21 protein-coding genes are annotated in these 25,705 nt (G+C 61.8%); 7 read left to right on the top strand and 14 right to left on the bottom strand.

Annotation, left to right across the window (positions count from 1 at the left end; all coding sequences use genetic code 11):
• Positions 1-17: 17 nt before the first annotated feature.
• The 8 genes from xrtA to AB2N08_RS12855 are packed head-to-tail and all read right to left on the bottom strand — an operon-like array spanning position 18 to position 9,984.
• Entirely contained in the window at positions 18-1,616 is a 1,599-nt protein-coding gene (gene xrtA / locus AB2N08_RS12890) for an exosortase A (protein ID WP_367611048.1), read from the bottom strand.
• Positions 1,607-2,809 (bottom strand): TIGR03087 family PEP-CTERM/XrtA system glycosyltransferase, encoded by a 1,203-nt coding sequence (locus AB2N08_RS12885; protein ID WP_367611047.1) that lies wholly within the window; start codon positions 2,807-2,809, stop codon positions 1,607-1,609. The genes xrtA and AB2N08_RS12885 overlap by 10 nt, the downstream gene beginning before the upstream one ends.
• Before the next feature lie 4 nt (positions 2,810-2,813).
• Entirely contained in the window at positions 2,814-3,914 is a 1,101-nt protein-coding gene (locus AB2N08_RS12880) for a FemAB family XrtA/PEP-CTERM system-associated protein (RefSeq protein WP_367611046.1), read from the bottom strand.
• Entirely contained in the window at positions 3,911-4,795 is an 885-nt protein-coding gene (locus AB2N08_RS12875; protein WP_367611045.1) for an XrtA system polysaccharide deacetylase, read from the bottom strand. Before AB2N08_RS12875 ends, AB2N08_RS12880 begins: the two co-directional genes overlap by 4 nt.
• Positions 4,796-4,801: 6 nt before the next feature.
• On the bottom strand, positions 4,802-5,845 hold the full coding sequence (locus AB2N08_RS12870) for an XrtA/PEP-CTERM system-associated ATPase (protein WP_367611044.1): 1,044 nt from the start codon (positions 5,843-5,845) through the stop codon (positions 4,802-4,804).
• 17 nt (positions 5,846-5,862) lie between these two features.
• Positions 5,863-7,485, bottom strand: a complete 1,623-nt coding sequence (locus tag AB2N08_RS12865; protein ID WP_367611043.1) for a TIGR03016 family PEP-CTERM system-associated outer membrane protein — start codon at positions 7,483-7,485, stop codon at positions 5,863-5,865.
• Positions 7,466-8,422 carry an XrtA-associated tyrosine autokinase gene (locus AB2N08_RS12860; protein ID WP_367611042.1) on the bottom strand — a complete coding sequence of 319 codons (957 nt, stop codon included), beginning with the start codon at positions 8,420-8,422 and terminating at the stop codon, positions 7,466-7,468. The genes AB2N08_RS12865 and AB2N08_RS12860 overlap by 20 nt, the downstream gene beginning before the upstream one ends.
• Positions 8,423-8,448: 26 nt before the next feature.
• The gene (locus AB2N08_RS12855; RefSeq protein WP_367611041.1) at positions 8,449-9,984 is read right to left on the bottom strand and encodes an XrtA system polysaccharide chain length determinant; all 1,536 of its coding nucleotides are present in this window, start codon (positions 9,982-9,984) and stop codon (positions 8,449-8,451) included.
• A gap of 393 nt (positions 9,985-10,377) precedes the next feature.
• Between AB2N08_RS12855 and AB2N08_RS12850 the strand changes: the two genes are divergently transcribed.
• From AB2N08_RS12850 to AB2N08_RS12825, 6 genes are all read left to right on the top strand, one after another.
• A complete protein-coding gene (locus AB2N08_RS12850) occupies positions 10,378-11,151 on the top strand; it encodes a S1 family peptidase (RefSeq protein WP_367611040.1) in 774 nt (257 codons plus the stop codon).
• A 243-nt stretch (positions 11,152-11,394) separates the two neighbouring features.
• Positions 11,395-11,964, top strand: a complete 570-nt coding sequence (locus tag AB2N08_RS12845; RefSeq protein ID WP_367611039.1) for an XrtA/PEP-CTERM system exopolysaccharide export protein — start codon at positions 11,395-11,397, stop codon at positions 11,962-11,964.
• A gap of 172 nt (positions 11,965-12,136) precedes the next feature.
• A complete protein-coding gene (locus AB2N08_RS12840; RefSeq protein WP_367611038.1) occupies positions 12,137-12,730 on the top strand; it encodes a hypothetical protein in 594 nt (197 codons plus the stop codon).
• Entirely contained in the window at positions 12,708-13,013 is a 306-nt protein-coding gene (locus tag AB2N08_RS12835; protein WP_367611037.1) for an HPr-rel-A system PqqD family peptide chaperone, read from the top strand. Before AB2N08_RS12840 ends, AB2N08_RS12835 begins: the two co-directional genes overlap by 23 nt.
• Positions 13,001-13,918 (top strand): HprK-related kinase A, encoded by a 918-nt coding sequence (locus AB2N08_RS12830; protein ID WP_367611036.1) that lies wholly within the window; start codon positions 13,001-13,003, stop codon positions 13,916-13,918. The genes AB2N08_RS12835 and AB2N08_RS12830 overlap by 13 nt, the downstream gene beginning before the upstream one ends.
• Positions 13,915-15,045, top strand: coding sequence for a nucleotidyltransferase domain-containing protein (locus tag AB2N08_RS12825; protein WP_367611035.1), 1,131 nt, complete (start codon positions 13,915-13,917; stop codon positions 15,043-15,045). The genes AB2N08_RS12830 and AB2N08_RS12825 overlap by 4 nt, the downstream gene beginning before the upstream one ends.
• Before the next feature lie 236 nt (positions 15,046-15,281).
• On the opposite strand, the gene AB2N08_RS12820 is transcribed toward AB2N08_RS12825, so the two are convergent.
• Complete coding sequence (locus AB2N08_RS12820) at positions 15,282-16,157, bottom strand: PEP-CTERM sorting domain-containing protein (protein ID WP_367611034.1); 876 nt, start codon at positions 16,155-16,157, stop codon at positions 15,282-15,284.
• A gap of 249 nt (positions 16,158-16,406) precedes the next feature.
• On the opposite strand from AB2N08_RS12820, the gene AB2N08_RS12815 reads away from it, so the two are divergent.
• The gene (locus AB2N08_RS12815) at positions 16,407-17,234 is read left to right on the top strand and encodes a HesA/MoeB/ThiF family protein (RefSeq protein ID WP_367611033.1); all 828 of its coding nucleotides are present in this window, start codon (positions 16,407-16,409) and stop codon (positions 17,232-17,234) included.
• Here AB2N08_RS12815 and AB2N08_RS12810 read toward each other — a convergent pair.
• From AB2N08_RS12810 to icmF, 5 genes are all read right to left on the bottom strand, one after another.
• Positions 17,214-18,059: a PEP-CTERM/exosortase system-associated acyltransferase gene (locus AB2N08_RS12810; protein ID WP_367611032.1), complete on the bottom strand. Its 846-nt coding sequence runs from the start codon at positions 18,057-18,059 to the stop codon at positions 17,214-17,216. The genes AB2N08_RS12815 and AB2N08_RS12810 overlap by 21 nt on opposite strands.
• 31 nt (positions 18,060-18,090) lie before the next feature.
• A complete protein-coding gene (locus AB2N08_RS12805; RefSeq protein WP_367611031.1) occupies positions 18,091-18,963 on the bottom strand; it encodes a PEP-CTERM/exosortase system-associated acyltransferase in 873 nt (290 codons plus the stop codon).
• A 64-nt stretch (positions 18,964-19,027) separates the two neighbouring features.
• Positions 19,028-21,808, bottom strand: a complete 2,781-nt coding sequence (prsT, locus tag AB2N08_RS12800; protein ID WP_367611030.1) for an XrtA/PEP-CTERM system TPR-repeat protein PrsT — start codon at positions 21,806-21,808, stop codon at positions 19,028-19,030.
• A 214-nt stretch (positions 21,809-22,022) separates the two neighbouring features.
• Positions 22,023-22,328: a hypothetical protein gene (locus tag AB2N08_RS12795; protein ID WP_367611029.1), complete on the bottom strand. Its 306-nt coding sequence runs from the start codon at positions 22,326-22,328 to the stop codon at positions 22,023-22,025.
• 55 nt (positions 22,329-22,383) lie between these two features.
• Positions 22,384-25,683, bottom strand: coding sequence for a fused isobutyryl-CoA mutase/GTPase IcmF (icmF, locus tag AB2N08_RS12790; RefSeq protein ID WP_367611028.1), 3,300 nt, complete (start codon positions 25,681-25,683; stop codon positions 22,384-22,386).
• Positions 25,684-25,705 lie beyond the last annotated feature (22 nt).

Raw genomic sequence — 25,705 nt, 5'->3', positions numbered from 1 at the left:
GTCTTGTTCGGCCCCGTTCAATGCGTACGTGCGTGCTCGAGCGCGCGCTCGATGGCCTCGCCTTCGCCTGCCAGGAAGGCACGCAGGGCCGCGCGCGCCGCTTCCTGGTCGTCGCGTACCGGCGCCGAGATCAGCACGACGGCGCCGTCGTCGCCGCGGAAGCGCAGCTTGGCCTGGGCCTGCAGCAGCTTGCCGACGTAGTTGTTCGAGGTCAGGTGGCCGTCGATCGACATCCACTGCCACACCAGGAACTGGCCACCCGGGCCAGTCATCCGCGTCTCGCGCAGCGTGACCGGCTTGCCGTTGATCGTCTCGCTGCGCGCCGAACCGCCGAGCGCATGCCAGGCGTCGTCCGGCTCGGCCAGCATATTGATGGAGCTGATCAGGGCCTTGCCGTTGCGCTGGTTGCGGTAGTACATGATGTCGAGCGCGACCGGCCCCATCGCCTCGGTGTTGCGGAAGGTGGCGCGGTACGTGGCGTCCGGATCGACCCAGCGCGGCGTCCAGCCAGTAAATGGCGCCACCTGCGGCCAGCCGATCGAGACGCTCGTCAGTTGCGCCGGCTGCGGGTTCAGGTTGGCCGCGTCGTTGTAGCGGGCAAAGCCCGGCCACAGCGCGGTCACGGCCACCACGGCGGCGCACATCGCCGCCATGCGGGCCGTGCTGACAGGGGGCACGCCATCGCGGCTGGTACGCGCTGCAACTGGCAATTCGCTTGCGGGCAGCGGCTCGTCGTCGCGCCAGAAACTGCCGATCCAGAACATCAGCAGCATCACCAGGCCGAAGAACACCCAGCCGTAGATCAGGTGGTCGACGCCGGTGGCCAGTTCCATGCCCGACAAGTGGCCGATCATCACGATCATGTAGGCACGCAAACCATTGGCGATGATCGGCACGACGATCGACACCGCCACAAATAGCAGACGTTTTTTGGTCGACTGGTAGGTCAGGTAGGCGTACAGGCAGCCCAGCGTGACGGATGAAATCAGGTAACGCACGCCGCTGCAGGCTTCCACCACCGACCACGAGCCGGTGGGCAGATCGAATCGGGTGCCGTTGCGCAGCACCGGGATGCCGGTGGCCTGCACCGCCCACACGGTGAAGTCGGCGGTCAGGTTGATCAGCGGGCCGACGAACACTTCGCCGAACGGCACCGCCAGCAGCAGGAACAGCAATGGAAACGCAAGCGCCCCCGCCAGGCGCGGGCCGAGCATGCCCAGGGCGATGATCGGGAACATGGCGACAAAGGCGTACTGCATCACGACCTGCACTTCGCCCATGCGCGCCAGCAGCCAGCCGGCGCCCAGCATCGCCAGCAGGATCAGGGCCGGCGCCCACGGGCGCGCGGGAATCGCGTCGAACACGTCGCGCCGACGCCAGATCAGCCACAGGCTGATCGGCAGGATGGCGTAGCCGTGGGCGAAGGTCTCGGAGCTGTTCCAGATCGCGACCAGCGATTCGGCGGTGCTCAGGTACAGGAAGAAGGGCGCCAGCAGCGCCAGCGCGATCAGCATGGCGCTCGAGCGCGCCAGCGGCGTGGGAGTAGCAACCAGGTTGGCGTCCAGGGCGGTGTCCAGGTTCGCGCCGGCGATGCCGGATGGGGGGGTCACGTGCATTCCAGTCGCTCCTCGATGCAGGCCAGATTGCTCGGCCAGCTGTAGTGATGTTCGACCCGCGCGCGTGCGGCGCGGCCCATGATGGTGTTGAGCTGGTCCTGACGCGCCAGCAGCGCGCCCACGGTCTCTATCCAGGCTGGCGCGCCGTCGGCCACCGCCAGCTCGCTGCCGGGCAGCGCGTCGATGCCTTCGAGCGCTTGCGGCGAGACCACGGTCGGCGTGGCCATGGCCATCGCTTCCAATACCTTGTTCTGGATGCCGCGCGCGATGCGCAGCGGCGCCACCGCCACGCAGGCGTGGCGAATGAACGGGCGCACGTCGGGCACGGTGCCCGTCACGGTCACACCAGGCAGGCTGCCCAGCGCCTGCACCTGGGCGTTGGGACGCGAGCCGACGATGTAAAAGGAGAGGGCAGGATCGCGCGCGCGCAGCGCCGGGAAGACCTCGTCGCAGAACCACTGCACCGCGTCGACGTTGGGCCAGTAATCCATCGCGCCAGTAAACACCAGGGCGCGTTCGCCGACGGCGTACGGGCTGGCAAACGCGTGCTCGGGCGAGAAATACTCGGTATCGACGCCGTTGCTGAAGTGGCCGATGCGCGCGATGCTTTCCGGGGCCAGCTTGCGAAACAGATCGGCTTCGGGCGCCGAGACGAACAGCGACGCGTCGTATTCGCTGGCGACCTGGCGCTCGTAACGCAGCAACTGGCGCGCTTCATGCCGGTACAGCCAGCTCATTGGCGGTGACTTCTTGTCGGCGTACTGGCGCCACTTGTCCGAATCGACGTCGCAAAAGTCGATCACGCGGCGCGCCCCGGCCAGTTTGTCGGCGTACTGCGCCATGGGCGACGAGAACACCATCACGCGATCGATCTTGTGCGTGGCGACTGCTTGGTCGACCCAGCGCGCCATGCCGGCATCCTCGTAATAATCGAGCGACAGCGAACGGTTCCTGACCAGCGCGCCCAGGCTGCGCACGCGTGCGCGCAGGGGATGCAATGCCGCGAAATGGCTGCTGGCGCACAGCGCCTCTACCGTCGGCACGTGCTGCCAGTCGTCGGCATCGTCGACGAACGTGGCCAGGTGCACGCGGTAGTCGCGCGCCAGGTGCTTGAGCAGGTGGTAGGAGCGGATCTTGTCGCCCTTGTTGGGCGGGTACGGGATGCGGTGGATCAGCAGCAGCAGGTCTTGCACGTTATCAGCCCAGGTTGCGCACGATGTAAGGCCCGAGGAAGTTCGCCACCGGCAGCGGCAGCTTTTTCCAGACCTTGATGAACAACTGGTACTTCGGGTTCAGCGGGTTATTGTCCGGCAGCGCATCGGTGGCGTACAGCTTGTACTCGTACGGCAGCGGCGTGGCGACGAAACCCCAGTTCTTCTTGAAGTCGTAGGCACCGGTGCCCAGTTTGCTGCGGCCGAAATCGAACAGGCGGCAACCGCGCGCGCTGGCTGCCTGCATCAGGTTCCAGTACATGAAGTCATTGCCCGCCACTTCGCGCGCCAGGTCCATGCCGCCGCCGTAGTAGGGCACCACTTCGTCGCGCCAGTAGAACGACAGCACCGAGCCGACCAGGCGATCATCCTGCGTATAAATCGAGCGCACTTCGCATTCGGCGCCGAAGGTTTTCTGCAGCAGCGCGAAGTACTTCTTCGGGAACACCGGGGTGCCCAGGCGCAGCACGCTGTGGGCGTAGGCCGTGAACATATTCTCGACGTTGTCCTCGACCACGCCCTTCAGACCCAGCTTGATCCCCTTGCGCACCATGGCGCGCTGCTTGCGCGGGATGGCGTTCAGGTTTTCGTCGTCGATGGCGCTGATCTCTTTGCGGAACGTGACGTACAGTTCCTTGGTCAGCCAGCTAGGGTCATGCGGGTGTGCGCGTTCCATGGCGCGGTATTCCAGGTGGCCCACGCCAAGCTGGCGTGCCAGCGCATCGGCCGCGCCGTCGAGCAGCACGCGCGCGCCGTCGTCAATGGCGGCCACGCCGCCATACACGCAGAACGGCATCGCGCCGAGCGAATGACCGAACAGGCGGCTCTTGATCTCGGCCAGCGGCAGCACGCCCTGGATCTGGCCATCCTGCTCGACGAAATAGAACCAGGTCTTGATGCCGAACGACTGCTCGATCACCGACTGCCAGCCGGACAGGTGGAAGAAGGTGGCCTCGGGGCAGGCGCGCACGAACGCGTCCCAGCGCGCCGCGCTCTGCGGCGTCATCAAATGCAGCGTCTGCGGCCCGGCGGCTGCGGCATGTGGCGCCGCGCGCCTGGCTTGCGCCGCTTCGATGATCGAATTCATGGCTTGTCCAGAAAGATACGGTCCATGCGGTCCCACTTGAAATCACGCGCCAGCTGTTCGAGGCGGCGCTCCATGCGGTCGATATTGACGTAGTGACGGAAGCGCGCCTTGGCGCCCAGGCCTTCGGGACGCGGCTGGTCGGTGTCGATTTCCCACGGGTGGAAGTAGAACAGGGCCGACTCGCCGTCTTCGCGGTTGACCTTTTCCATCATCCAGCGCGACAGCGCGTACGGCAGCAGGCGGAAGTAGCCGCCGCCGCCGGCCGGCAGGTGGCGGCCAGCCATTTTCACCGTGGTGATCGGCACTTCGAGGATGCCATCCGGGCCGTTGGGGTAGAACGCGAAACGGGGTGCGTCGGGCATGCCGTAGTGGTCGTGCGCGATCGGGTAGATGCTCGAGCTGTACTTGTAGCCGGCTTCGTGCAGCGCCTCGAGCGCCCACAGATTGGCGTGGCCGATTGAAAAGCTCGGCGCGCGGTAGCCGACGACTTGCTGGCCGCCGATGTCTTCCAGCAGCGCCTTGGCCGAACGGATGTCGTTGTCGAATTCGGCGCGGCTCTGGTCCGACGCGCGCAGGTGGCCGTAGCCGTGGCTGGCCAGTTCGTGGCCAGCCTCGACGATGCGGCGCACCATGGCGGGATAGCGCTCGGCGATCCAGCCCAGCGTGAAGAAGGTGGCGCGCACGCCTTCGCGCTCGTACAGCGCCAGGATGCGTTCCATATTGGCTTCGACGCGGCATTCGCGCGTCGGCCAGCTGGCGCGGTCGATGTACGGGGCAAACGCCGAGACCTGGAAGTAGTCTTCCACGTCGCAGGTCATGGCGTTGCGGATTTTTTCACCCGGCGCTGGACGCGGCCGGGCTGCGGGAGCGGTCATTTTCATGGGGCGTTACTCCTGATGGTCCGGGTGATGGGGCGCGGCGCCGGCTGCAGTCGGTGGGGTAGCCGCGATCTTCTTCAGGATCGACAACACCGAGACGATCGATTTCTCGAGGCGCATCATGCGTTCGTCGAGCTGCTCGACGCTGGCGCGGCGTTCGCCCGGGTGTAGTTCATTGGCGTGGCCGTCGGCCGTCTTCTGGCCGGCTTGTGCATCAATCAAATCGTCGGTGTCGGGCGCATCGAATTCTTCCGAGATGTCGCGCACCACGTCGTTGATGTGCGCTTCGGTGAACGCCTGCAGTTCTTCCAGATAGCCCATCAGGAGCACGCGGTCCATCAGCGTGTTGGTCTTGCGCGGGATGCCGCCGCTGTAGGCGTAGATCACTGCGTGCGCGCCATCGTCGAACGAGGGCGTGCCCTGCCAGCCGACGGTGGCCAGGCGGTGTTCGACATACGCGCGCGTCTCGGCCGCATCCATCGGGCCCAGGTGGTAGCTGGCGATCACGCGCTGGCGCAGCTGCTGCATGCCGGGGCTGTGCAGGGTGGCGCGAAACTCGGGCTGGCCAAGCAGGAACGTCTGCAGCAGCGAGCGCTCGTCGGTCTGGAAGTTCGACAGCATGCGCAGTTCTTCTACCGTGCGGGCATTGAGGTTCTGGGCTTCGTCGATCACGAGCAGGGCGCGCTTGCCCTGGCGGTCGACGGTGCGCAGGAACTGTTCGAGGCGGTTGAGCAGTTCGGCCTTGCTCTGGCCTTCGAACGACAGGCCGAAGCTCGAAACCACCATGCGCAGCGTGTCTTCCGGATCGAGGCTGGTGTTGACGATGTGCGCGGCGATGATCTGGTCATGCGGCAGGTGACCGAGCAGGTTGCGCACGAGCGTGGTCTTGCCGGCGCCGACTTCGCCCGTGATGACGATGAAGCCTTCGCCCTGCGACAGGCCGTACTCGAGGTAGGCCATGGCGCGCTTGTGGCCCTTCGAGCCGTAGAAGAAGTGCGGATCGGGGCGCAGCTGGAATGGCTTGGCCGACAGGCCGTAATAGGTTTCGTACATCGTGATTGTCGTAGCTCTCAGAACTGCATGGACAGGCTCGCCACAATGGCGTGCTCGGTGTAGGTGCCGTTGCTGGTGGCGCCGTCGTTGGTCCAGCGACCGACGGTGCCGCTGCGGCGGCGCAGGTCGGCGGCGGCGAGCAGATCGCCAAAGCGGCGTGACACGCCAAAGCGCAGCGTGCGCTGGTGGTCTTCGTAGTTCCCGGAACGGGATTCGCTCTTGTTGAAGTCGTAGCCGGCGGTCAGGTTGGAACGGGAACTGAGCCGATACGTATAACTCGCGTCGAAACCATGCTGTCGCACGTTGTCGTTCAGACTGTTTTGCGCCATGCCCAGCAACGAACTGTCGCTTTGCTGATCGGACAGGGCATTGCGGTCGTTGGCGTATGCCGAGAATACGGCGTTGCTGATTCCCTTGCTGTATCCCATCGATGCGCGCAGCGATTTCTGGCGTATGAATCGATTGCTCAGATAGTTGACGCTGTCGGTCAGTGACGACGGCAACCCGTTGGCCTGAATGTACGCTGCGACGATGCGCTGGCGCTCGACAGGGTCGGGGTAGGCAGTGGCAAACATGCTGTTGAGCAGGTTGGCCGTATCGAGCGTCGACGGCAACAGGAACTGCTCGCGCGAGGTCGTCACGATATCGTCGTAGCTGATGTTCCAGGTTGTGTGGCGCGAACGGTGCAACGCCGACAACGTGCCGGTAGTGCCATAGAAGTGACGTCCGAGCGTTGCCTGAACGTTCGTGCGCAGCGATGGCGACCACGCAGCGCCGAGCGACCAGTTGGCGCCCTGATCGCCACCGCCCAGACCTTCGTAGCGGTAGCGATCGTAACCGGCGTTGGCGAGCAACGACCAGCGCGGGCTCAGCACGTAGCGCAGGTTGGTGGCCAGGTTCTCGTTCGTCGAGTCGCCATAGTCGGCGCCGCCCAGTTTCTGCTTTACGTAGGTAATGCCCCAGGTGACGGTCCTGAAGGATGCGCCGCTGGCAAGCGTCGCATGGATGGTGTCGCCCCCAGTGTTGTTGTAGCCGAAAGCATCGCCGCCGCCGACCGAGTCGCGCGTGTAGCGCACCAAGCCGGAGGCAAAGCTGCCGAAGCGGTGGGTCAGGTAGGGGCTAATGCTCCAGGTATCGATCTCGGCACGATTGCGGTTCGAATACAGGTCGTTGCCCGCGCGCGGACCGAATGCCGAAAGGCTCTGTTGGCCACGCGAGGCGGTGGCTTCGACGAAGAACAGGTCGGACAGCAGCTCGCCTTTTAGATTGCCACTGTAGGTGCGCTGCGTGTTCGAGGTGCTGTCCGCGGCGCCAATCACGCCCGGGTCGGCCAGGTTGCGCTTGTCGCTGTCGTGCAGGTAGGCGAAACCGTGCAGTTGAGCAGTGGCATCGACTGTCAGGCGCCGGCTGCGGTTGACCACCGTGATGCCTGGCGAAACCTGGGTGATCAGGTCACTGTGCGCGAACTGGTCCTCAGTCAGGTTGACGTTGTCAGTCCAGATTTCGCTGACGAGCAATAGCGGCGTGACGCGCCATTCGGCCTGCGCCGGGCACGCGGCCAGCAGCATTGCTGCTGCTGCCAATGGCGCCAGGCGCGGCACGGAAAGGCTGGCGCGCCCTTTAGCCATAGTGGTAGTCATACGTTTCTTCAATGCCAGGAATGTCCCTGGTCTTGTTATAGAGGAGATTGACGTTGGCCATGCCTTCGAGCTGCTGCAGTGCTTCCTTGACCGCGTGCTGGGTCGTGGTCTGGGCTTCCACCACCACGATGATCTGGCCCATGTGGCTGGCCAGCACGCGCGATTCGCTGGTGAGCATCAGCGGCGGCGAATCGAAGATGATCACGCGGTCCGGATAGCGGTGCGCCAGTTCGTGCACCATCGCCGTCATGGTCGAGCTGGCCAGCAGCTCGGTCGCACGGGGTGTGCTGGTGCCGGCTGGCAAGATCGACAGCGTGTCGACGTTGGTGCGCAGCATGACGTCCGACAGGTCGAGCGTGTCGTCGAGCAGGATGTCCATCAGGCCGCGCTGGGCCGGCAGGCCGAGCGTGCGCAGCACCGAAGGACGCGCCACGTCGGCATCGACCAGCAGCACGGTGTGATCGAGTTCCATGGCGATGCTCATCGCCAGGTTGATCGCGCTGTAGGTCTTGCCTTCGCCCGGCAGCGAGCTCGTCACCATGATCAGGTTGCCCGGATTGTCTTTCGGGCCGCGCTCGGCAAATGCACGCTTGAGCAGCGGACGCTTGATGATTCGGAATTCTTCCAGCAGGTTCGTGCGGCCGCCGGCGGCGGTGACCATGCCCAGCTCGCGCATGCGCGCCAGGTCCAGTTCGATGCGACGGGTGCTGTGGCGGCCCGTGGTCGGTGCAACAGCCGGCGCCACGCCGGAGACAGTAGCGGGGGCAACATCCGGCGCAGCCGGAGCGGCGGCCTGCTCGGGTGCGCGCGCCGGGACGAAGCCGGCATCGGTGGTGATGGGGTCGAGCGGATCCGCCACGATCACGGCTGCAGGGGTGGCAGCAGCGTTCTGGCGCTGCTGGTCGATGCGGCTGGCCGCTTTTTCGATAATGCTCACATTTGCTCCTTGTTGGCCAACCGGCCTTACAACGTCGGACGGACCATGATGGTGGCGATGCCGGCGCCATAAATGCCGAACAGCAGCAGCACCGAGGCGGCCAGAGCGAGCAGGCGGCGCTTGCGCAGCACGGTCTGCTCGGCGGTCCAGTTCATGCTGACCGAGCCCAGGATCGGCAGACCCGTGACTTCACGCAGGGTCGCCTGGCTGAGGAAGGTTGGACGCAGTTGGCTCAGCAGGAATGCACCGGCCAGGCCAATCAGCAGGGCGGCAACGAAGACCAGCGAGAACAGTTGCAGGCGGTTCGGGCCGCTTGGAATTTCAGGCGCGGTCGGTGGATCGATGACGCGGAAGGTCAGCATGTCGGTGGCTGACGACAGGTCGCCCGACAGCTTGGCCGACTCGCGGCTCGCCACCAGCTTCTGGTAGTTTTCGCGATTGACTTCATAGTCGCGGTTCAGGCGCGACAGCTGGGCCTCGATCTCCGGCACCTGCTCGCCCTGGCCACGCAAACGGCCGACCCGGCCGCTGTATTCGGCGACCCGCGCCTGCAGCGAGGCGACGCGTGCTTCGGCGTCGGACAACTGCACGGTCAGCTGTTGCAGCATCGGGCTGTAGTTGGCGCCCGGATCCATGCTCGGCTTGGTATTCTTGGCTGCCTCGGCACGACGCTCGCGCAGCTGCTCGAGCAGGCGGCGATTGGCGACGATGTCGGGATGCTGCTCGGTGTACTGGGTACGCAGCGTATCGAGCGTCTTGTTGACTGTGGCGATGCGCTCGTCCAGTTCCGGATCGATGAAGATCGGCGCAGGGCGCGTGCCGCCTGCGCTGCTGCCGCCGCCCGAAATCTGGCGCCGGATGGCATTACGCGCCTGTTCGGCTTCGGCCAATTCCAGGCGCGCCTGGTTCAGGCCTTCGTTGGTGGCGACCATGCGCGTGCCGTAGTCGGCGCCTTCGCTTGGCAACATGCCGATGTGGCGGATCTTGAATTCCTTCAAGGTATTCTCGGCCGCGGCCAGGCGCTCTTCGTAGCTGCGGATCTGGTCGTCGATGAACTGCACCGCTTTTTCGGAATCCTGTTTCTTGCCGCCGAAGCTGCCTTCCACGAAGATGGTCAGGAAGGCCTGGACCACGTCCTTGCCCTCGCGCGCGCTGCTGCCGGTGTAACTGATGGTGTAGATGTCATCGCGCTCGGTGCCGCCGATCTTGATATTGGCCATCATGTCATCGACAAGCTTGGTCATTTCCTTGGCGTCAGTTGCCTTGACGTCGAGATCGACCTCGCGCACCACCCGCTCCACATTAGGACGGCTGATCAGGGTGCGGCGCATGAACAGAACCTGTTGTTCCAGGTTCGGCAGCATGGTCATGCCCGACAGCAGTGGCTTGAGAATGCTCTGGGTATCGACATACACGCGTGCCGACGCCTCATACTGATTCGGCAGCTTGTAGACAACCAGCCAGCCGGCCAGCGCCACCACCCAGGCGATGATGACCGCATGCCAGCGGTACTTGCCGATGGCTTTTAATAGATTAAGAATCTGGGAAGTAATTTCAGCCATCGTGTCAGTCTCGCCGGTCGGGTTCTGGTCTGCAAAAGACCAGGCTCACAAATAAACAAAGTGCATGATCGCTTGTACCCTAAGCAATTGCAATTGCGGGTTAGAAAATCCAGCGATTCTGGGTAAACGATACCGTCTGTTTGCAACACAAGCGCAAACAGTCAAAGGAAAAGCTTAAGTAAATTTCATTACAGGACGCTTAACTGTTGCATTATCGCAAACATTTAGCGAAATCGCTTGTTGTATTTTTTGGAATCAGGATGGTATGGCGGGAGCATGGCGAGGCATCGAAAATGTTGCTGAAATTCAAAGACCCTTATTGTAATGGCTAAAAACCGAAAGGGGCCGTACGATTGCTTCCGTCGTGCAACTACAACCTAACGAGATTGTTTGATGATTAGTCAATTGATTGGAAAAAAGCTCGTTGCCGTCGTTCTGGCAGCGCTGGTGTGCCACGTGATACCTGCTGCTGCGGCCACGCTGCCGCAGACGGTGGCGGCGGTCAAGCCGTCGATCGTCGGCATCGGCACCCAGATGCAGACACGCAGCCCGGCCATCGTGTTCAGTGGCACCGGCTTCGTGGTCGGCGATGGCCTGAGCGTGATCACGAATGCCCACGTGGTACCCAATGAACTCGACGGGGCCAAGCTGGAAAAATTGGGGATCGTGGTGCCCGACGGCGCCGGCGTGCGCTTTCGCGCGGCGCAGCTGGTCGGACTTGACCGCCAGCACGACCTGGCCCACTTGCGCCTCGAGGGCGCACCATTGCCGGCACTGCGCCTGGGGAACGCGGGCATGGCGGCCGAGGGGCAGGCGCTGGCATTCACCGGTTTCCCGCTCGGGATGGTGCTGGGCCTGTATCCGGCCACGCACCGCGCGCTGCTGGCGGCGATCACGCCGGTGATGCAGCCGTCGCTTAGCGCGCGCCGGCTCGATGCCCGCGCCGTGGTGCAGCTGCAACGCTCGCCCTTCAGCATCTATCAGCTCGACGGCACCGCGTATCCAGGCAATAGCGGTAGCCCGCTCTACGATCCCGAGACCGGGCAGGTTCTGGGGGTAATCAATATGGTGTTCGTGAAAGGGTTGAAGGAGACCGCCATCACGGCGCCAAGCGGGATTACGTATGCGATTCCGGTACGCCACGTGCAGGAATTGCTGGAGCGCTAGCGCGGTCTGCACACACCTGCCGATGCCAACGTGTTGATCTCGCAACAAGAAAGTATTTCAATTGTGCATGGCTTGTTCCCATCCCCGTCTGCGCTACAATAGCGCAGGCCATGATGGCGAAATAACAATTATTGATTCGCGCGGTAAACCATGCAGGCAGGTGGATTACGGAGCGCGCAAGGGATGAACGCAATGATGACGAAACTGACGAAACACCTGGTCGCCGCTGGCGCCGCTGCCTGCATGCTGATCCTGGCCGGCTGCGCCACGCCGCTGCCGCCTAGCACCGCCGCGATGGCGCCGATCAATCCGGATTACCTGATCGGCCCTGGCGACAGCGTCAACATTATCGTCTGGCGCAATCCGGAAGTGTCGATGACGGTCCCGGTACGTCCGGACGGCAAGATCACAACCCCGCTAGTCGAAGATTTGCCGGCTGCCGGCAAGACCTCGACCCAGCTGGCGCGCGATATCGAGGGTGCGCTGGCCAAGTTCATCCAGCAACCGGTTGTGACCGTTATCGTGACCAATTTCATTGGCAACTTCAACGACCAGATCCGCGTTATCGGCCAGGCGGCGCGTCCTCAGGCGTTGCCATACCGTCGTGAAATGTCGGTGATGGATGTTGTTATCGCCGTCGGTGGCGTGACTGAATTTGCCTCGGGCAATAAAGCCAGCATCATTCGTACCGTTGATGGAAAGCAAGAAAAACTTCCTGTGCGTCTCGATGACCTCATCAAGGATGGCGATATCTCGGCCAACATCATGATGCGTCCAGGCGACATTCTGGTCATCCCAGAGAGCTTCTTCTAAGCCGCTGTCGATTATTTTTACACTGCCCCGGTGTCCGGCTCTACAATGCAGTGTGAATCGTGCTTGACAAGCGCCTAAGTAGTTGTTTTAAGTGAAAATATTCCCGCAGGAATCTTTCGGGCACGAAACTTGCTCAGTCATCTGAGTGCGTATATGAAATCGAGGACTAGCCGTGGCTAACGATCAGCAACAAAGCGGTAACGAGCCGCAACACCTTCACCTCCCTTCGGCGATGCCCCAGCATGGCGCCACGCGGCGCCGCCTGGCCAAAGCCGGCCTGGGCGCGGCAGGTGTGTTGATGACGCTTGAAAGCCACGCGACGCTCCAGAAAACCGGTTTCGTGTGCGAGTCGGCATCGGCATTCCACTCGGCTGGCCTGAACAGCAATGTCGCCACCGAACAGCGTTGCTATCCGCTGTCGCCATCGAACTGGTGCCATGTCCAGCGCAGCTGGCCGTGCAACAAGTCGAAGCGTTTTGCGGATGTGTTCAGCTGCCGCGAAAAACGCTTCGAGAAAACCTACTTTGCGCACACGCTGGCTGAGGTGATGACGGCCGATTTCGACTCGCAATACGCGTATATCGGGCGGCATTTGTCCACGGCCTACCTGAACGTCATCTCGCGCCGCATCGACTTCCTCGACGTGCCGACGCTGCAGCGCATGTGGAACGAGCTCAAGAATGGCGGCCTGTACAAGGTTAATGCCAGCGAATTCTGGAACATCCATCAGGTCAGGAAATATCTTGTCGCTGTCCACGGCGAGTGAGCAATCCGGGGCTTGGCGTCGTCCAGGCCCTGCAGTTCTGCATTACCGCGAGTGGCAGGACGACGTGGTGTTGTTCAATGAAGTGTCCGGCGCGACCCATCTGCTGACCCTCGAGGCCCTGGTCGTGCTGCAACATATAGGCGCCGCGCCCACGCCCGAATCGGCCCTTGCCGCAGTCCTGCGCGAACGTTTCGAAGTCGACGACGCCACGCTGACCCATGATGTGGCTGAGCTGCTCGAACAACTCTCCTGCCTGAATCTGATCGAACCATGCCCCTTGTAGCCGATCTGGGCCGTGCCGAACTGGTGCGGCGCCTGGGCGGCCCTGGTCTGTTACTGCGTACCGGACCGTTTGTCAGCCGAATCCAATCGAATATTCCCCTGGTCGCCGATGGCATCGGGTTGATGTATCGCGACAATCCGATCGAGGAGCCGGGGGGCTTCGCCGATTTCCAGGTGCGCCTGCGCCAGAGCAGCGGCCTGCGCCGCTGGTGGCATCCGCAGGTGCGTTTTGACCACGATGGCCGTGAGCCATTCGCCCCGCTGCCGGTGGCGCAGGCCTGGCCGATGTTCGAATGGGTCATGAACTGGTGCGTTTCGAACCGTGCCCACCGCTATCTGATCGTGCACGCCGCCGTCATCGAGCGCAATGGTTGTGCGATCGTCCTGCCGGCCCCGCCCGGCTCTGGCAAGAGCACGCTGTGCGCCGCTCTGGTATGCCGCGGCTGGCGCCTGCTGTCGGATGAATTGACGCTGGTGCGGCGCAGCGACGGCATGCTCGCGCCGTTGGTGCGCCCCGTGAGTCTCAAGAATGCCTCGATCGACGTGATTCGCGCGTTTGCACCCGACGCCGTGCTCGGCCCATCGGTACCCGGCACCAACAAGGGCACGATCGCGCACCTGAAGGCCCCGACGGAAAGCGTGGCGCGAGTCGGCGACGTTGGGCGTGCGCGTCACATCGTGTTTCCACGCTACGAGGCGGGCGCACCCACCACGCTCATGCCGCTGCCCAAGGGCCAATTGTTCATTCGCGTGGCTGAAAACGCGTTCAATTATTTCGTGCTGGGTCCTGCCGGCTTCGATTGCCTGGCCGATCTGGTCGAGGGCTGTGACGGCCACGAGTTCCGCTACAGCCAGTTGGACGAAGCGGTGGCCCTGTTCGACCGTCTCGCGGGCGTGACGGCGTGACGGCGCGCCCGCCATCGCTGCTGGTCGAGGTGCTGTCGACGCCAGGCCGCGTCCGGCTTCTTGATTTACCCGGCTGGGAGCGCCTGCTGCGTCAAGCCAACAGTGCCAATGTCGGCGCGATCCTGGTCTTCCTGCTCGAAGAGCATGGCCTGCTCGAGGACGTGCCGCCGCAGCCGCGCGAGCATCTCGAGGCGGCCCGCATCGTCGCACTGCGCCACCGTCGCCTGACCGGCTACGAGGTCGAGCGTATCCACAGCGACCTGGCCGACCTGGGTCTGCCCCTGATCTTGCTCAAAGGGGCGGCGTATGCGATGGCCGGCTTGCCATCCGGTCGTGGCCGCCTGTTCTCGGACATCGACATCCTCGTGCCCAAGGACAGCCTGCACGAGGTGGAAAGTGCGCTGATGGTCCATGGCTGGGCCAGCACCCACCACGACGCCTACGACCAGCGTTATTACCGTAGCTGGATGCATGAGCTGCCGCCGATGGTGCATCTGCGCCGCGGCAATGCCATCGACGTCCACCACGCGATCCTGCCCGAAACGGCGCCGGTGCGGCCCGATCCGGCCATGCTGCGCGCCGCGGCGCGCCCGATTGCTGGTGAGCTTGGCGCGTTGGGCGTGAGCACCTTGTGCCCGCACGATATGTTCCTGCACAGCGCCGTCCACCTGTTCTTCGGGGGCGAATTCGACCAGGGCTTGCGCGACCTGTTCGATATGCATCGCCTGGCGACGCATTTTGGCGCCGAGCCCGGCTTCTGGGAGGGGATGGTCAAGCGCGCGAATGCGCTGTCGCTGACACGCCCCATGTTCTACGCGCTACGCTATGCCACCCGGCTGTATGGCACGCCCGTGCCCGCCACGGTCATGGCGGCCGCTGCCGAATATGCACCGCCCCGTATCGTGCTGCAATGGATGGATGCGCTGTTTCTGCGGGCACTGGCGCCGCCACATCCCGAGTGCGCTCGGCGGTTCGATGGCGCCGCCCATTTCTTGCTGTATGTGCGCGGCAACTGGCTACGCATGCCGCCGCTATTGCTGGCGCGGCATTTGTTCCACAAAGCATTCCTCTCGCCAAAGCCTGCGGATGGGCCGAAAGAGGCATTGCCGGGCATCGAGAACAACTAATACGGGTCCGTCCCACTACCGCAAGGCCGAGCGCTGGGCATGTCAATACCCCCTGCGCCAATCGCGCGTGGCCGCGACCATGTCATCACCCTGATATGGATAATCATGATTGCCAATAAAAAAGGCTGAGTTCTGTTATACAGAACTCAGCCTTTTTGCTGCCCGGCGAACTAACTGTCCAAATTCTGGGAAGTCAGCTCAATGCCAGGCATTGTTTCGGTACGAATGCAGTGCGATCAGGCGCGGCGACGACGACGCAGGGTTGCCAGACCGGCCAGGCCCAGACCCAGCAGAGCGACCGAACCTGGCTCTGGAACTTCACCAACTTCACCCAGGACGTCGCCGCTAGCATCGACGGTCCAGCCTGCAGCAGCAGAAGCACCGGTCTGGCTGAAGGTGGTTTTCAGGAACAGGTCACGAGCGTTGCCGTTCGGATCGATTTGCGAGTTGGTGTTGAACAGGTCGTACAACGAACCGCTCAGGACGTCCAGGTAGCCCAGACCGTTACCACCGATGGTCGAGTTGTTGAAGGTCGAGTTGTAGGTGTATTCAGTGTTGCCGCCTGAAACGCCAGCACCGAAGACGGCTTCCAGCGCCAGCGTGCCGCCGACGTTGGTGATGCCGTTGTAGCCTTTTTCACCCAGACGGCCGCTAGGACCAAACGACGAATCGTAGTTGGTGGTGGTTTCGTACATGTTCAGCCAGCCGCCGGTACCGAAGGTCGTGGTGGTTGGGGACAGGGAGCCTGCAACTTCAACAGCCGTATCCATGATGCCGCCGAACATACCGGTCAGGAATTTGCCGCCTTGGCCAGCGGTGTAGATGGCGCTGCCATCCGACACTTTGGAAATACTCTGTACCGAGAAGATACCCCAGGTGTCTTCGCTACCGAACGAATTCGGCGCCTTGTTGATGCCAGCGACGTTGTCGCAAGCGACCACGCTGGTGCACTTGACACTAGCGCTGTTACCGTAGTTGACGGTGCCGGCATCGAAGGCATTGAAGGTGATCTTCAGATCGCCAGCGGTCAGGGTGACTGCGCTTGCTGGAGCCATCATGCCGAATGCCAGTGCGACACCAGCGGCGATACCCGAAATTTTCTTGACGTTCATTTTGTATTTCCTCACAAGGGTTGACGTGTACGACTGCAATATGCCTCTACTAGCACGAGGCATGCCAGCTAATCAAATATATGTTTAAGTTATTGATTAATATGACTATTTTTGTTCTTGAAAAATAGTTTACTTGACTACTGACGACTAACTGTAAAGTATCCCGACACTTGAATCATCTGTCCCGGCCAGGTTTTTCTGTCTACAATTATGTCCACACATAAACGTACCTCTACGATCGGAACAATCATGGCCACTTTCCAGTACGACGAGTTTGTTAAACGCAATAGCGGCTACATTGCAGCGGCAACCCAGGATCAAATCCGGACCAAACGGATTTTGTTCGCAGGCTGCGGTCTTGGCAGTGGTCCGGTGATTTGCGCTGCCCGTAGCGGCTTCCAGAATTTTGTCTTGATCGATGGCGATGTCGTCGATGCGCATAACCTGAACCGTCAATTTTTCGATTTCGAGGACGTCGGTATGCCGAAAGTCGAGTCGCTGAAAAAGCATATTTTGCGGATCAACCCGGAAGCCCAGGTCGAGGCGCACGTTGCCATGCTCGACGCCGACAATGCGGCGGAGCTGGTCGCCAAGGTCGATCTGATCTTCGATACGATCGATTTCGTCGACCTCTCGGCTGTACTGGCGTTGCACGGGAATGCCGCGGCACTGGCCAAGCCAATTTTCACGGCCATGAATATCGGTTTCGGGGCGGGTGTACTGTATTTCCCGCCGAACGCCGGCAACTCGCTGCCGGCAATCCTGCAGAAAGATGTCGAGGCCGCCGCCGCTGCAGGCAATCTCAGCTATACAGAAGTGTTCGGACGCGTCATGGCCCGCATCGGCGCTCACCTGGACTCCCAGGTGATGGAAGAGGTCTCGAAGGCGCTGACCATCATGGAAGATGGCACGGTCTGCCCGGCATCGCAGATTGCCGTGGGCAGTTTCTCGGTGGCTGCGCTGGCCGTGGCAATGATGCACGATATGCTGGCTGGAATGGATGTACCGTCCGCGCCCAATATGGTCGTTCACAGCTTCCGCAACCACGTCACCAAATTAATTAATATCGCTGCCTGATTCAGGCTTGCGCACAACGTGCATGCGTGAAGGGTGATGACGTTCGACGACCGGGACTTTTTCACTGAACCATGAAGCCAGTTCCGGGTTGGTATGCATCATCTTGCGTCCCAGGTCATGCAGGTCGAGGACGTAAGGCGTGACAGAGCCGTAATAATCGGCTTCCGGCCCGATTGCCTGGAAACGGAATCCCATTTTCTTCAACGCATGCGCAAGCGAGCGCTCCATCGCCGCGTACCAGTACCGGATCCCCGCTTCCAGGCTGTGGCGGAACATTTCACGATACATCCCCAGCAGGAGCATGGGCGACGTGCTGTCGCGACGATCGACGGTGGGATCGAAGTCGTGGCCTGGAAGGGGAGCGAATCCGGGAATGCCGAGTACGCTGTCAGCGCGACGGCGGCGATGGCTCTTCTTGACCACCAGGCGTGATACCTCGGCTGCTTCTTCGCGCTCAGGCAGATTGAAATCATCGAAGACTTCGCAGTGCAATTCGAAGGGGTAGGCCCTGTCAGGCTCAGGTTGAACGAGCCTGACCGCGCCTACCAGTTTTTCGTCCATGGTGTAGGCGGCGAAATGGGTGGAGTCGTTGTCATAGTCGTCCAGTTCCATCCCGTCGACCGAGTGTTCGACCGGGAGAAAAGCACATTCTACGCAATAGACCTGGTGACGCAGCCTGAAAATATCGCTCGGTGCCGTGCCTGCATGCCCTCGGTATGCGCGAAAAATCTGGCTGTTAGCGTGGTCATAGGTTTCCTGATGCGCCGCGAAACCAATACGAGATAGAAACGCCTCGGGATCGACGCGCGTTTTTCCGTTATTCATGAATATATTTTTGTCCTGTCTCGGACCCTAGTTATTTTTTCTTGGAGCGTGCCTCCAGGAAATTACTGGCCATGGTCTTTGCCACGATCCAAAAAGGAATGGGTTCATCATTGAACCATGCTGCTAAGAATTTATTTTCCCGGTATAAACGCTCGTTCAGTTCCTCAAGATCTGCCATAAACAATGTGACAGGGCCGTAGTAATCCACTTGCGGTCCCACTGGAACAAACCGAAACCCCATCTTGTCTAAAGAGCGAGCCAAGGAACGTTCCATTGCCGCATACCAATATCTGATGCCATTTTGTCGACTATGCCGGAACATCTCCCGGTAAAGCCCGAGCAATAATAACGGACTATTTCCGCGTTTGTCGCGCTGCATTGCCGATCGGGGCTGAATTTTTTCAGTTTTCCCTCGTTCCATGAAGTCTTGGGAGATACCTTCCATCGAGTCGCCACGCCGGCGGCGGAAGGTTTTACGGACGACCAGACGTGAAATTTCAGCGGCTTGGTCCGGATGTGGATGGATAAACTCCGGGAACGCTGCGCAGTGGGAAGCGAAGGGAAATGCCCGTTCCACACCTGGCTGCACAAGCCGTACCGTACCGATGATTTCGTCGCTCAGGGTATAAGCAGCGAAGTGAATGGAACAGTCGTCGAACTCATCAGATTCCATCTCCCCGTCAAAAATATTCTCATCAAGAAAATTACGTTCCAAACAGTAAACTTCGTAACGTAATCGAAATATTTCTTTCAAGACGGCCGATTCCATTTCCCCTTTTAGTACTCGTTGGAAATTAAAGTAGGGAACGAGAATGTCCCGTCGACCGGTAAGCCGCTTGTATAAGCGGCGAAGGACGCCGTTTCCTGTTTTACGGGATTCTGTACGCTGCGTAATGGACGTCATGATGGGATGGTCAAACCGATAGAGGCGAAAGAATTCGGCCGCCCTCAGGCGGCCGTTGAAGAACTTACAGTTGTTTTAACAGTGCTTTGGTATCTTCGAGGGCTGGGAATGGCTTGCCACTTGCCACTAACTGTTCAGCCTCCTTGCGTGCCCCGGCCTTGTCGCCGGACTTGGCCAGCGCGGCGGCAAGGTGATAGCGCATGTCAGAAGCTTCCGGTGCTGTAGCGACTGCTTTGCGCAGCAAGTCGATTCCGCGCGCGGTATCGCCGCGTTCGACCAGAATCCAGCCTAGCGTGTCCATGATGGCGGCGTTCTGTCCTGCGAGCTTGTAAGCCTGCTCTGCCGTCGGCAAGGCGCGTGGATCTTTTTCTTGTTGGTACGCCCACGCCAGGTTGTTGAGCGCAGCGGGATCCTCTTTCCTGACCTTCAGCGCCGCTTCCAAGCTGGCGATCGCAGGCTTGAATTGGCGCTTCGCCAAGTGGTTGTCCGCCACGAGCATGGCAATCATGTCGTTGCCCGGATAGGCTGCATGGAATTTTTCGAGTCGCGCAGCGCCATCGGGCGCGCGGCCATTCTGCGCCAGCACCTGCGAAATCTTCACCAGCAGTGCTGGCGAATTAGTAATGGCAAATGCCTTGTCGTAAGCAGCCAAGGCGCCGGGCACGTTTTTCGTCGCCAGCATCATGTCGCCTTCGAGCACGTAGCCGTTAGGCGCCTTGGGACTGTCGGCCTGGACCCGGCGCGCGATGGCCAGCGCGTCATCTGGCTTGCCTGCGCGCAGCGCCATTTCCATCTGACCAGCCAGTGCCGGGAGGAAGTTCGGACTGATTGTCAGCGCGCGTTTGAGCGCTTCCGCCGCAGCCGGTTCGTTCTTCATCTGCATCCGCACCGCTGCCAGTCGCATCTGCGGCATCGGCGACTTGGGATCCGCTGCGGCAAGCTTGCTGAAACTTTCGAGGGCGCCCGGGAAATCTTTAGTAGCAAGCTGTGCCTGGCCCAGCAAATCGATGACCTGCACATCGGTTGGATGCGTCACCAAGGTCTTGCGCAGCAACGCGACGGCTTTTTCCGGCTGCTTCGAGCTCAAGTAATGCCCGCCAAGATTGAGGGCTGGCCGCAGCGCGTCGGGGTTCTTGGTCTGCGCCATCTCCAGCCATTTTCCTGTTTCTGCAGGATCGTTTTGCAGCTTGCCGAGCGCGGCCATGGCATTCATGGCGTCGACATTCTTGTCATCGCGGGCCAGGACGGCTTCAAAGCGCTTCTTGGCGCCGCTAAAGTTCTTTTCGGCAACATCCATCTGGGCCAGATTGGTAATTGCCGGGAAATAGGCGGCATCTAGCGCAATGGCTTTTTCGAAGCTGGCGCGGGCCAGTTTGCGATCGTTGCTACGCAGCGCGACATCACCTTTGATGTTCTGTACGACAGCGCTGCCCGGCTGGGCTTTCTCGAGCGCTGCCATCGCCGCCAGGGCGCGCTCCGTTTTGCCAATGCCGAGTTGCGCCTGCACCAGGGCAGCGCCAGCCTCGATCGAGGACGGATCCAGACGTGCGGCCTGCTCCAGCTCGCCGATACCGCCGGCCGCATTGCCCTGGCCGAGGCGCGACATGCCAAGCGCAGTGCGTACGCCAGCGGCCTCCGGCGCCAGCGCGCTTGCCTTCTCGAGGTAAGGCGTGGCTTTGGCATAGTCGCGTGTCTGCAGATAGGCCTGACCGGCCAGCGCCAGCAATTGACCGTCGTCGGAACCGGTTTTGAGCGCAGGTTCCAATGCCGCAACGGCGGCGGCCGATTCCTTCTGCTTGAGTAGCCCTTGCGCAAGCAACTTGCGCGCATACAGATTGTCTGAATTGCCTTCCAGATAACGCCGCAAATGCTGTTCGGATTGACGCAGGTTGTTCAGATTGAGTTCAACGGCGCCCGCCAGCAGCATGCTGGGCGGATGATCCGGTGCAACCTTCAAGATCTTTTGCAGCGACTCTTTCGCCGCTGGGTATTCGCCGCCGTTAAATTGCAGCAGTGCCTGCGCGTAGGTCAGGTTCAGTGAATTGGCGCCATTCTTGCGCGCTGCTTCGAGATCGACCTTGGCCGCGGCCGTATCTTTCAGGCCGACATGGACGAAGACCTTCTCCAGGTTCGCACTGCGGTGCGTCGGATCGATCGTCAATACCTTGTCATAGGCAGCCAGGGCTTCCTGGCTTTTCGCCTGGCTGCGCAGTATCGCCGCCTTCATCATCCAGATGTCGGTATTCTTCGGGGCACGCACGGCTGCATCGTCGAGAATGCCCTCGGCAGTTGCAGTGTCGTTACCGAGCAGGGCGATCCGCGCCAGCCCGCCGAGCGCATCGCCGGAATTGGCGTCGACGGCAAGACCAGCCTGGTACGATGCACGCGCCTCGTCGCGCTTGTTGAGCGCCAAGAACGCGTCACCGCGACGCGCCAGCAAGATGGCCGATCCTTTGGCTTGATCGGCGCTGATGTCGTTCAACAGCGGTTCGAACTTGCCTTGCGCGAGCAAGCTTTGCGCGAGCAAGGGCGCAATGGTGGCGGCTGGCAGATTGAGACTTGCCGCCCTGCGCAGTTCTTTTTCGGCCGATGGCGCATCACCCATTTCGAGCTGCAACGTGCCAAGACGCAGGCGCACCTGGGCGTTTTCCGGGTTTTTTTCAACAGCATTCTTCAGCTGGATCAAGGCCGCCTTGCGGTCGCCCTTTTGTTCATATTGCTGTGCTTCGACCAGTAGCTCTTCCGCTGTCTGGGTGCGACTGCAACCACTGATTCCCGCGCCGAACAAAATCGTTCCAGCGATCGCAGCAACAGCAAGTTGCTTCTTGGTAAGATTACCCGACATTGTGTTTCCTTCTGATGAAGCTCGCAATATGTTTGGGATGCAAGCGTAGTTTCCCGAATAATAATCATAACCCATGAGGTTGCGATCAGTTCCTTCTTATCATTACTTATCGAAAATCACACATCGCAGTTGTAAATTGTGTGGGGAAATCCGGCACAAAATGTTGACTAAAGGAAATAAATCGGTTTGCCGGCATGCGGCACGAGACATTGGGCTAGGATGGCTTGCGCAAGCGGGTCAACAGGGTCTCGACGTCGTCGCTGACTGGTATTCCATGCCGCCGTAGCAGCTGCACGTGCAGCACGAGGTTCTCCAGCACCAGCTTGGCCGACACGGCAAGCAGCGTCATCAGGCGATCTTCCTGGCTGAAGTTTTCCATCGCCGCCGCCATCTCGCACAGGTGGTTGGCGACGAGGTCGCGCAGTTCGTCCTCGGGGAAGGGCAGGTCGGCGAAGTCGATCGGGTCTTCCTGTTCGACTTCGCGCATCAGGGCGGCCAGTTGTACGGGGTGGATCGGCATGGACGGCTCCATCGTGGTGACGGACCCATTCTAGGCCGGGTTGCCCGTGCGCAGACTACATATTGCGCCGATACTGCCCGCCCACCTCGAACAGCGCCGTCGTGATCTGCCCCAGCGAGCATACGCGTACGGCGTCCATCAGGTGCGCGAACACGTTCTGGTTGTCGATCGCCGCCTGGCGCAGCGCGGCCAGGGCGGCCGGCGCGGCGTCGGCGTGGTGCGCGTGGAAGGCATCCAGGCGCTGCAATTGCGACTGCTTTTCATCGTCGGTCGAGCGCGCCAGTTCGATCGTGGCCGGCGCGCCCGAGCCCTTCGGGTTGCGGAAGGTATTGACGCCGATGATCGGCAGCGTGCCATCGTGCTTCTGATGCTCGTACAGCATCGACTCTTCCTGGATCTTGCCGCGCTGGTAGCCGGTTTCCATCGCGCCCAGCACGCCGCCGCGTTCGGCGATGCGCTCGAATTCCTGCAGCACCTGCTCTTCGACCAGGTCGGTCAGTTCGTCGATGATGAACGCGCCCTGGTTCGGATTCTCGTTCTTGGCCAGGCCCCATTCACGGTTGATGATCAGCTGGATGGCCAGCGCGCGCCGCACCGATTCGTCGGTCGGCGTGGTGATCGCTTCGTCGTAGGCATTGGTGTGCAACGAGTTGCAGTTGTCGTAGATCGCGATCAGGGCCTGCAGCGTGGTGCGGATGTCGTTGAAGTCGATCTCTTGCGCGTGCAGCGAACGGCCCGACGTCTGGATGTGGTACTTGAGTTTTTGCGAGCGGTCGTTGGCGCCGTAGCGCTCGCGCATGGCCACCGCCCACAGGCGCCGCGCGACGCGGCCCAGCACCGTGTATTCCGGGTCCATGCCGTTCGAGAAGAAGAACGACAGGTTCGGTGCGAAGTCGTCGATGTGCATCCCGCGTGCCAGGTAGGCTTCGACGAAGGTAAAACCGTTCGACAGCGTAAAGGCCAGTTGCGAGATCGGATTGGCGCCCGCCTCGGCGATGTGGTACCCCGAGATCGACACCGAGTAAAAATTGCGCACGCCGTGACGCACGAAATATTCCTGGATGTCGCCCATGACCTTCAGCGAAAACTCGGTCGAGAAGATGCAGGTGTTCTGGCCCTGGTCTTCCTTCAGGATGTCGGCCTGCACCGTGCCGCGCACGCTGGTGAGTACCCAGGCGCGGATTTTTTCGGTTTCGTCCGGCGTCGGCTGGCGGCCGTTTTCGTGCGCGAACTTGTCGATCTGCTGGTCGATCGCCGTGTTCATGAACATCGCAAGGATGGTCGGCGCCGGGCCGTTGATCGTCATCGACACCGACGTCGACGGGCTGCACAAGTCGAAGCCGTCGTACAGCACCTTCATGTCGTCCAGCGTGGCGATCGACACGCCCGAGTTGCCGACCTTGCCGTAGATGTCGGGCCGCAGCGCGGGGTCGGCGCCGTACAGCGTGACCGAGTCGAACGCGGTCGACAGGCGCTTGGCGTCCATCCCGGTCGACACGAGCTTGAACCGTTTATTCGTGCGAAACGCGTCGCCCTCTCCGGCGAACATGCGGGTTGGATCTTCGCCTTCGCGCTTGAACGGGAACACGCCGGCCGTGAACGGAAACGCGCCCGGCACGTTCTCGAGCATCAAAAAGCGCAGGATCTCGCCGTGGTCTTCAAAGCGTGGCAGCGCCACCTTGCGGATCGGATTGCCCGACAGGGTCCTGGTCACGAGGCGCGTGCGGATTTCCTTGTCGCGCACCTGGGTAACGTAGTCGTCGCCGGCATACGCGGCCTGCAGCGCGGGCCAGCCCGCAACCAATAGCTTGGCCGCGCCATCCAGCGCGTTGTCACGCTCTGCAATCAAGCCATCGAGTGCGTCGCCCGTCGCCGCGCCTTGCCCGGCCGCCAGTAGCATGCGTTTCGATTCACCCAGTTGCTGGCGCTCGCGCGCGAGCTTGACCTGGCGCGCCACGTGGCGGTGGTAGCCGCGCACCGTGTCGGCGATCTCGGCCAGGTAGCGGCTGCGTGCCGGCGGTACGATCACGTTCTTGCCGCTCGAGTAGCGTAACGCGGGCGAGGGCAGGCTGCTCGCGTCGATCGGCAGGCCGAGTGCCGCGAGCCTGGGCAGCAGGCCGTGGTACAGGGCGGTCACGCCATCGTCGTTGAAGCGCGATGCCTGGGTGCCGAACACCGGCATCTGGTCCGGACTCTGGCTCCACAGTTCGCGGTTTCTCTGGTACTGCTTGGCCACGTCGCGCAGCGCGTCGAGCGCGCCCTTGCGGTCGAACTTGTTGATGGCGATGAAGTCGGCGAAATCGAGCATATCGATTTTTTCGAGCTGCGAGGCGGCGCCGAATTCCGGCGTCATCACGTACATCGACGTGTCGACATGCGGCACGATGGCGGCGTCGCCCTGGCCGATGCCGGACGTCTCGACAATCACGAGATCGAACCCGGTGACCTTGCAGGCGGCGATCACGTCGGGCAGGGCCTGCGAGATTTCCGAGCCGGCGTCGCGCGTGGCCAGCGAGCGCATGAAGATGCGGGTCTGTCCGTTCCACGGGTTGATCGCGTTCATGCGGATGCGGTCGCCCAGCAGCGCACCGCCCGATTTGCGGCGCGACGGGTCGATCGAGATCACGGCGATGTTCAGGCGGTCGCCCTGATCAAGGCGAATGCGCCGGATCAGTTCATCGGTGAGTGAGGATTTGCCGGCGCCGCCGGTGCCGGTGATGCCCAGCGTCGGCACGCGCAAGGGCGCGGCGTGTGCCAGGATCTGCGCGCGCAGCGCGGGGTCGACCTTGTCGTTTTCAAGGGCCGTGATCAGTTGCGCCAGCGGGCGGTGGCGCGCGGCCAGTTCGCCCTGCTGCAGCGCCGCCAGCGTGGTCGGGGCGTACGGCGAGAGGTCGATGTCGCAGGCTTGCAGCATGGCGTGGATCATGCCGACCAGGCCCAGGCGCTGGCCGTCTTCGGGGCTGAAGATGCGGGTGACGCCGTACGCGTGCAACTCGTCGATCTCGCGCGCGACGATCACGCCGCCGCCGCCGCCGAACACCTTGATGTGTGCGCCGCCGCGCTCGCGCAGCAGGTCGATCATGTACTTGAAGTATTCGACATGGCCGCCCTGGTAGCTCGAGATGGCGATGCCCTGCGCATCCTCGGCCAGCGCCGCCGTGACGACGTCGTCGACCGAGCGGTTATGACCCAGGTGGATCACTTCGGCGCCGTTCGATTGCAGGATGCGCCGCATGATATTGATCGACGCATCATGGCCGTCGAACAGCGAGGCGGCAGTGACGAAGCGCACCTTGTTGGCCAGTTGCGGGGTGACGGGGGCGGCCAGGTTGGCGGCAGGGGTAGGGTCGTTCATGGGTAGCAGTCCTTGTAGGCGT

The sequence above is a fragment of the Massilia aurea genome, from assembly GCF_040790145.1.
In the GTDB taxonomy this organism is placed as follows: Bacteria; Pseudomonadota; Gammaproteobacteria; order Burkholderiales; family Burkholderiaceae_D; genus Telluria; species Telluria aurea_C.
This window is presented reverse-complemented; position numbering and strand designations above follow the sequence as displayed.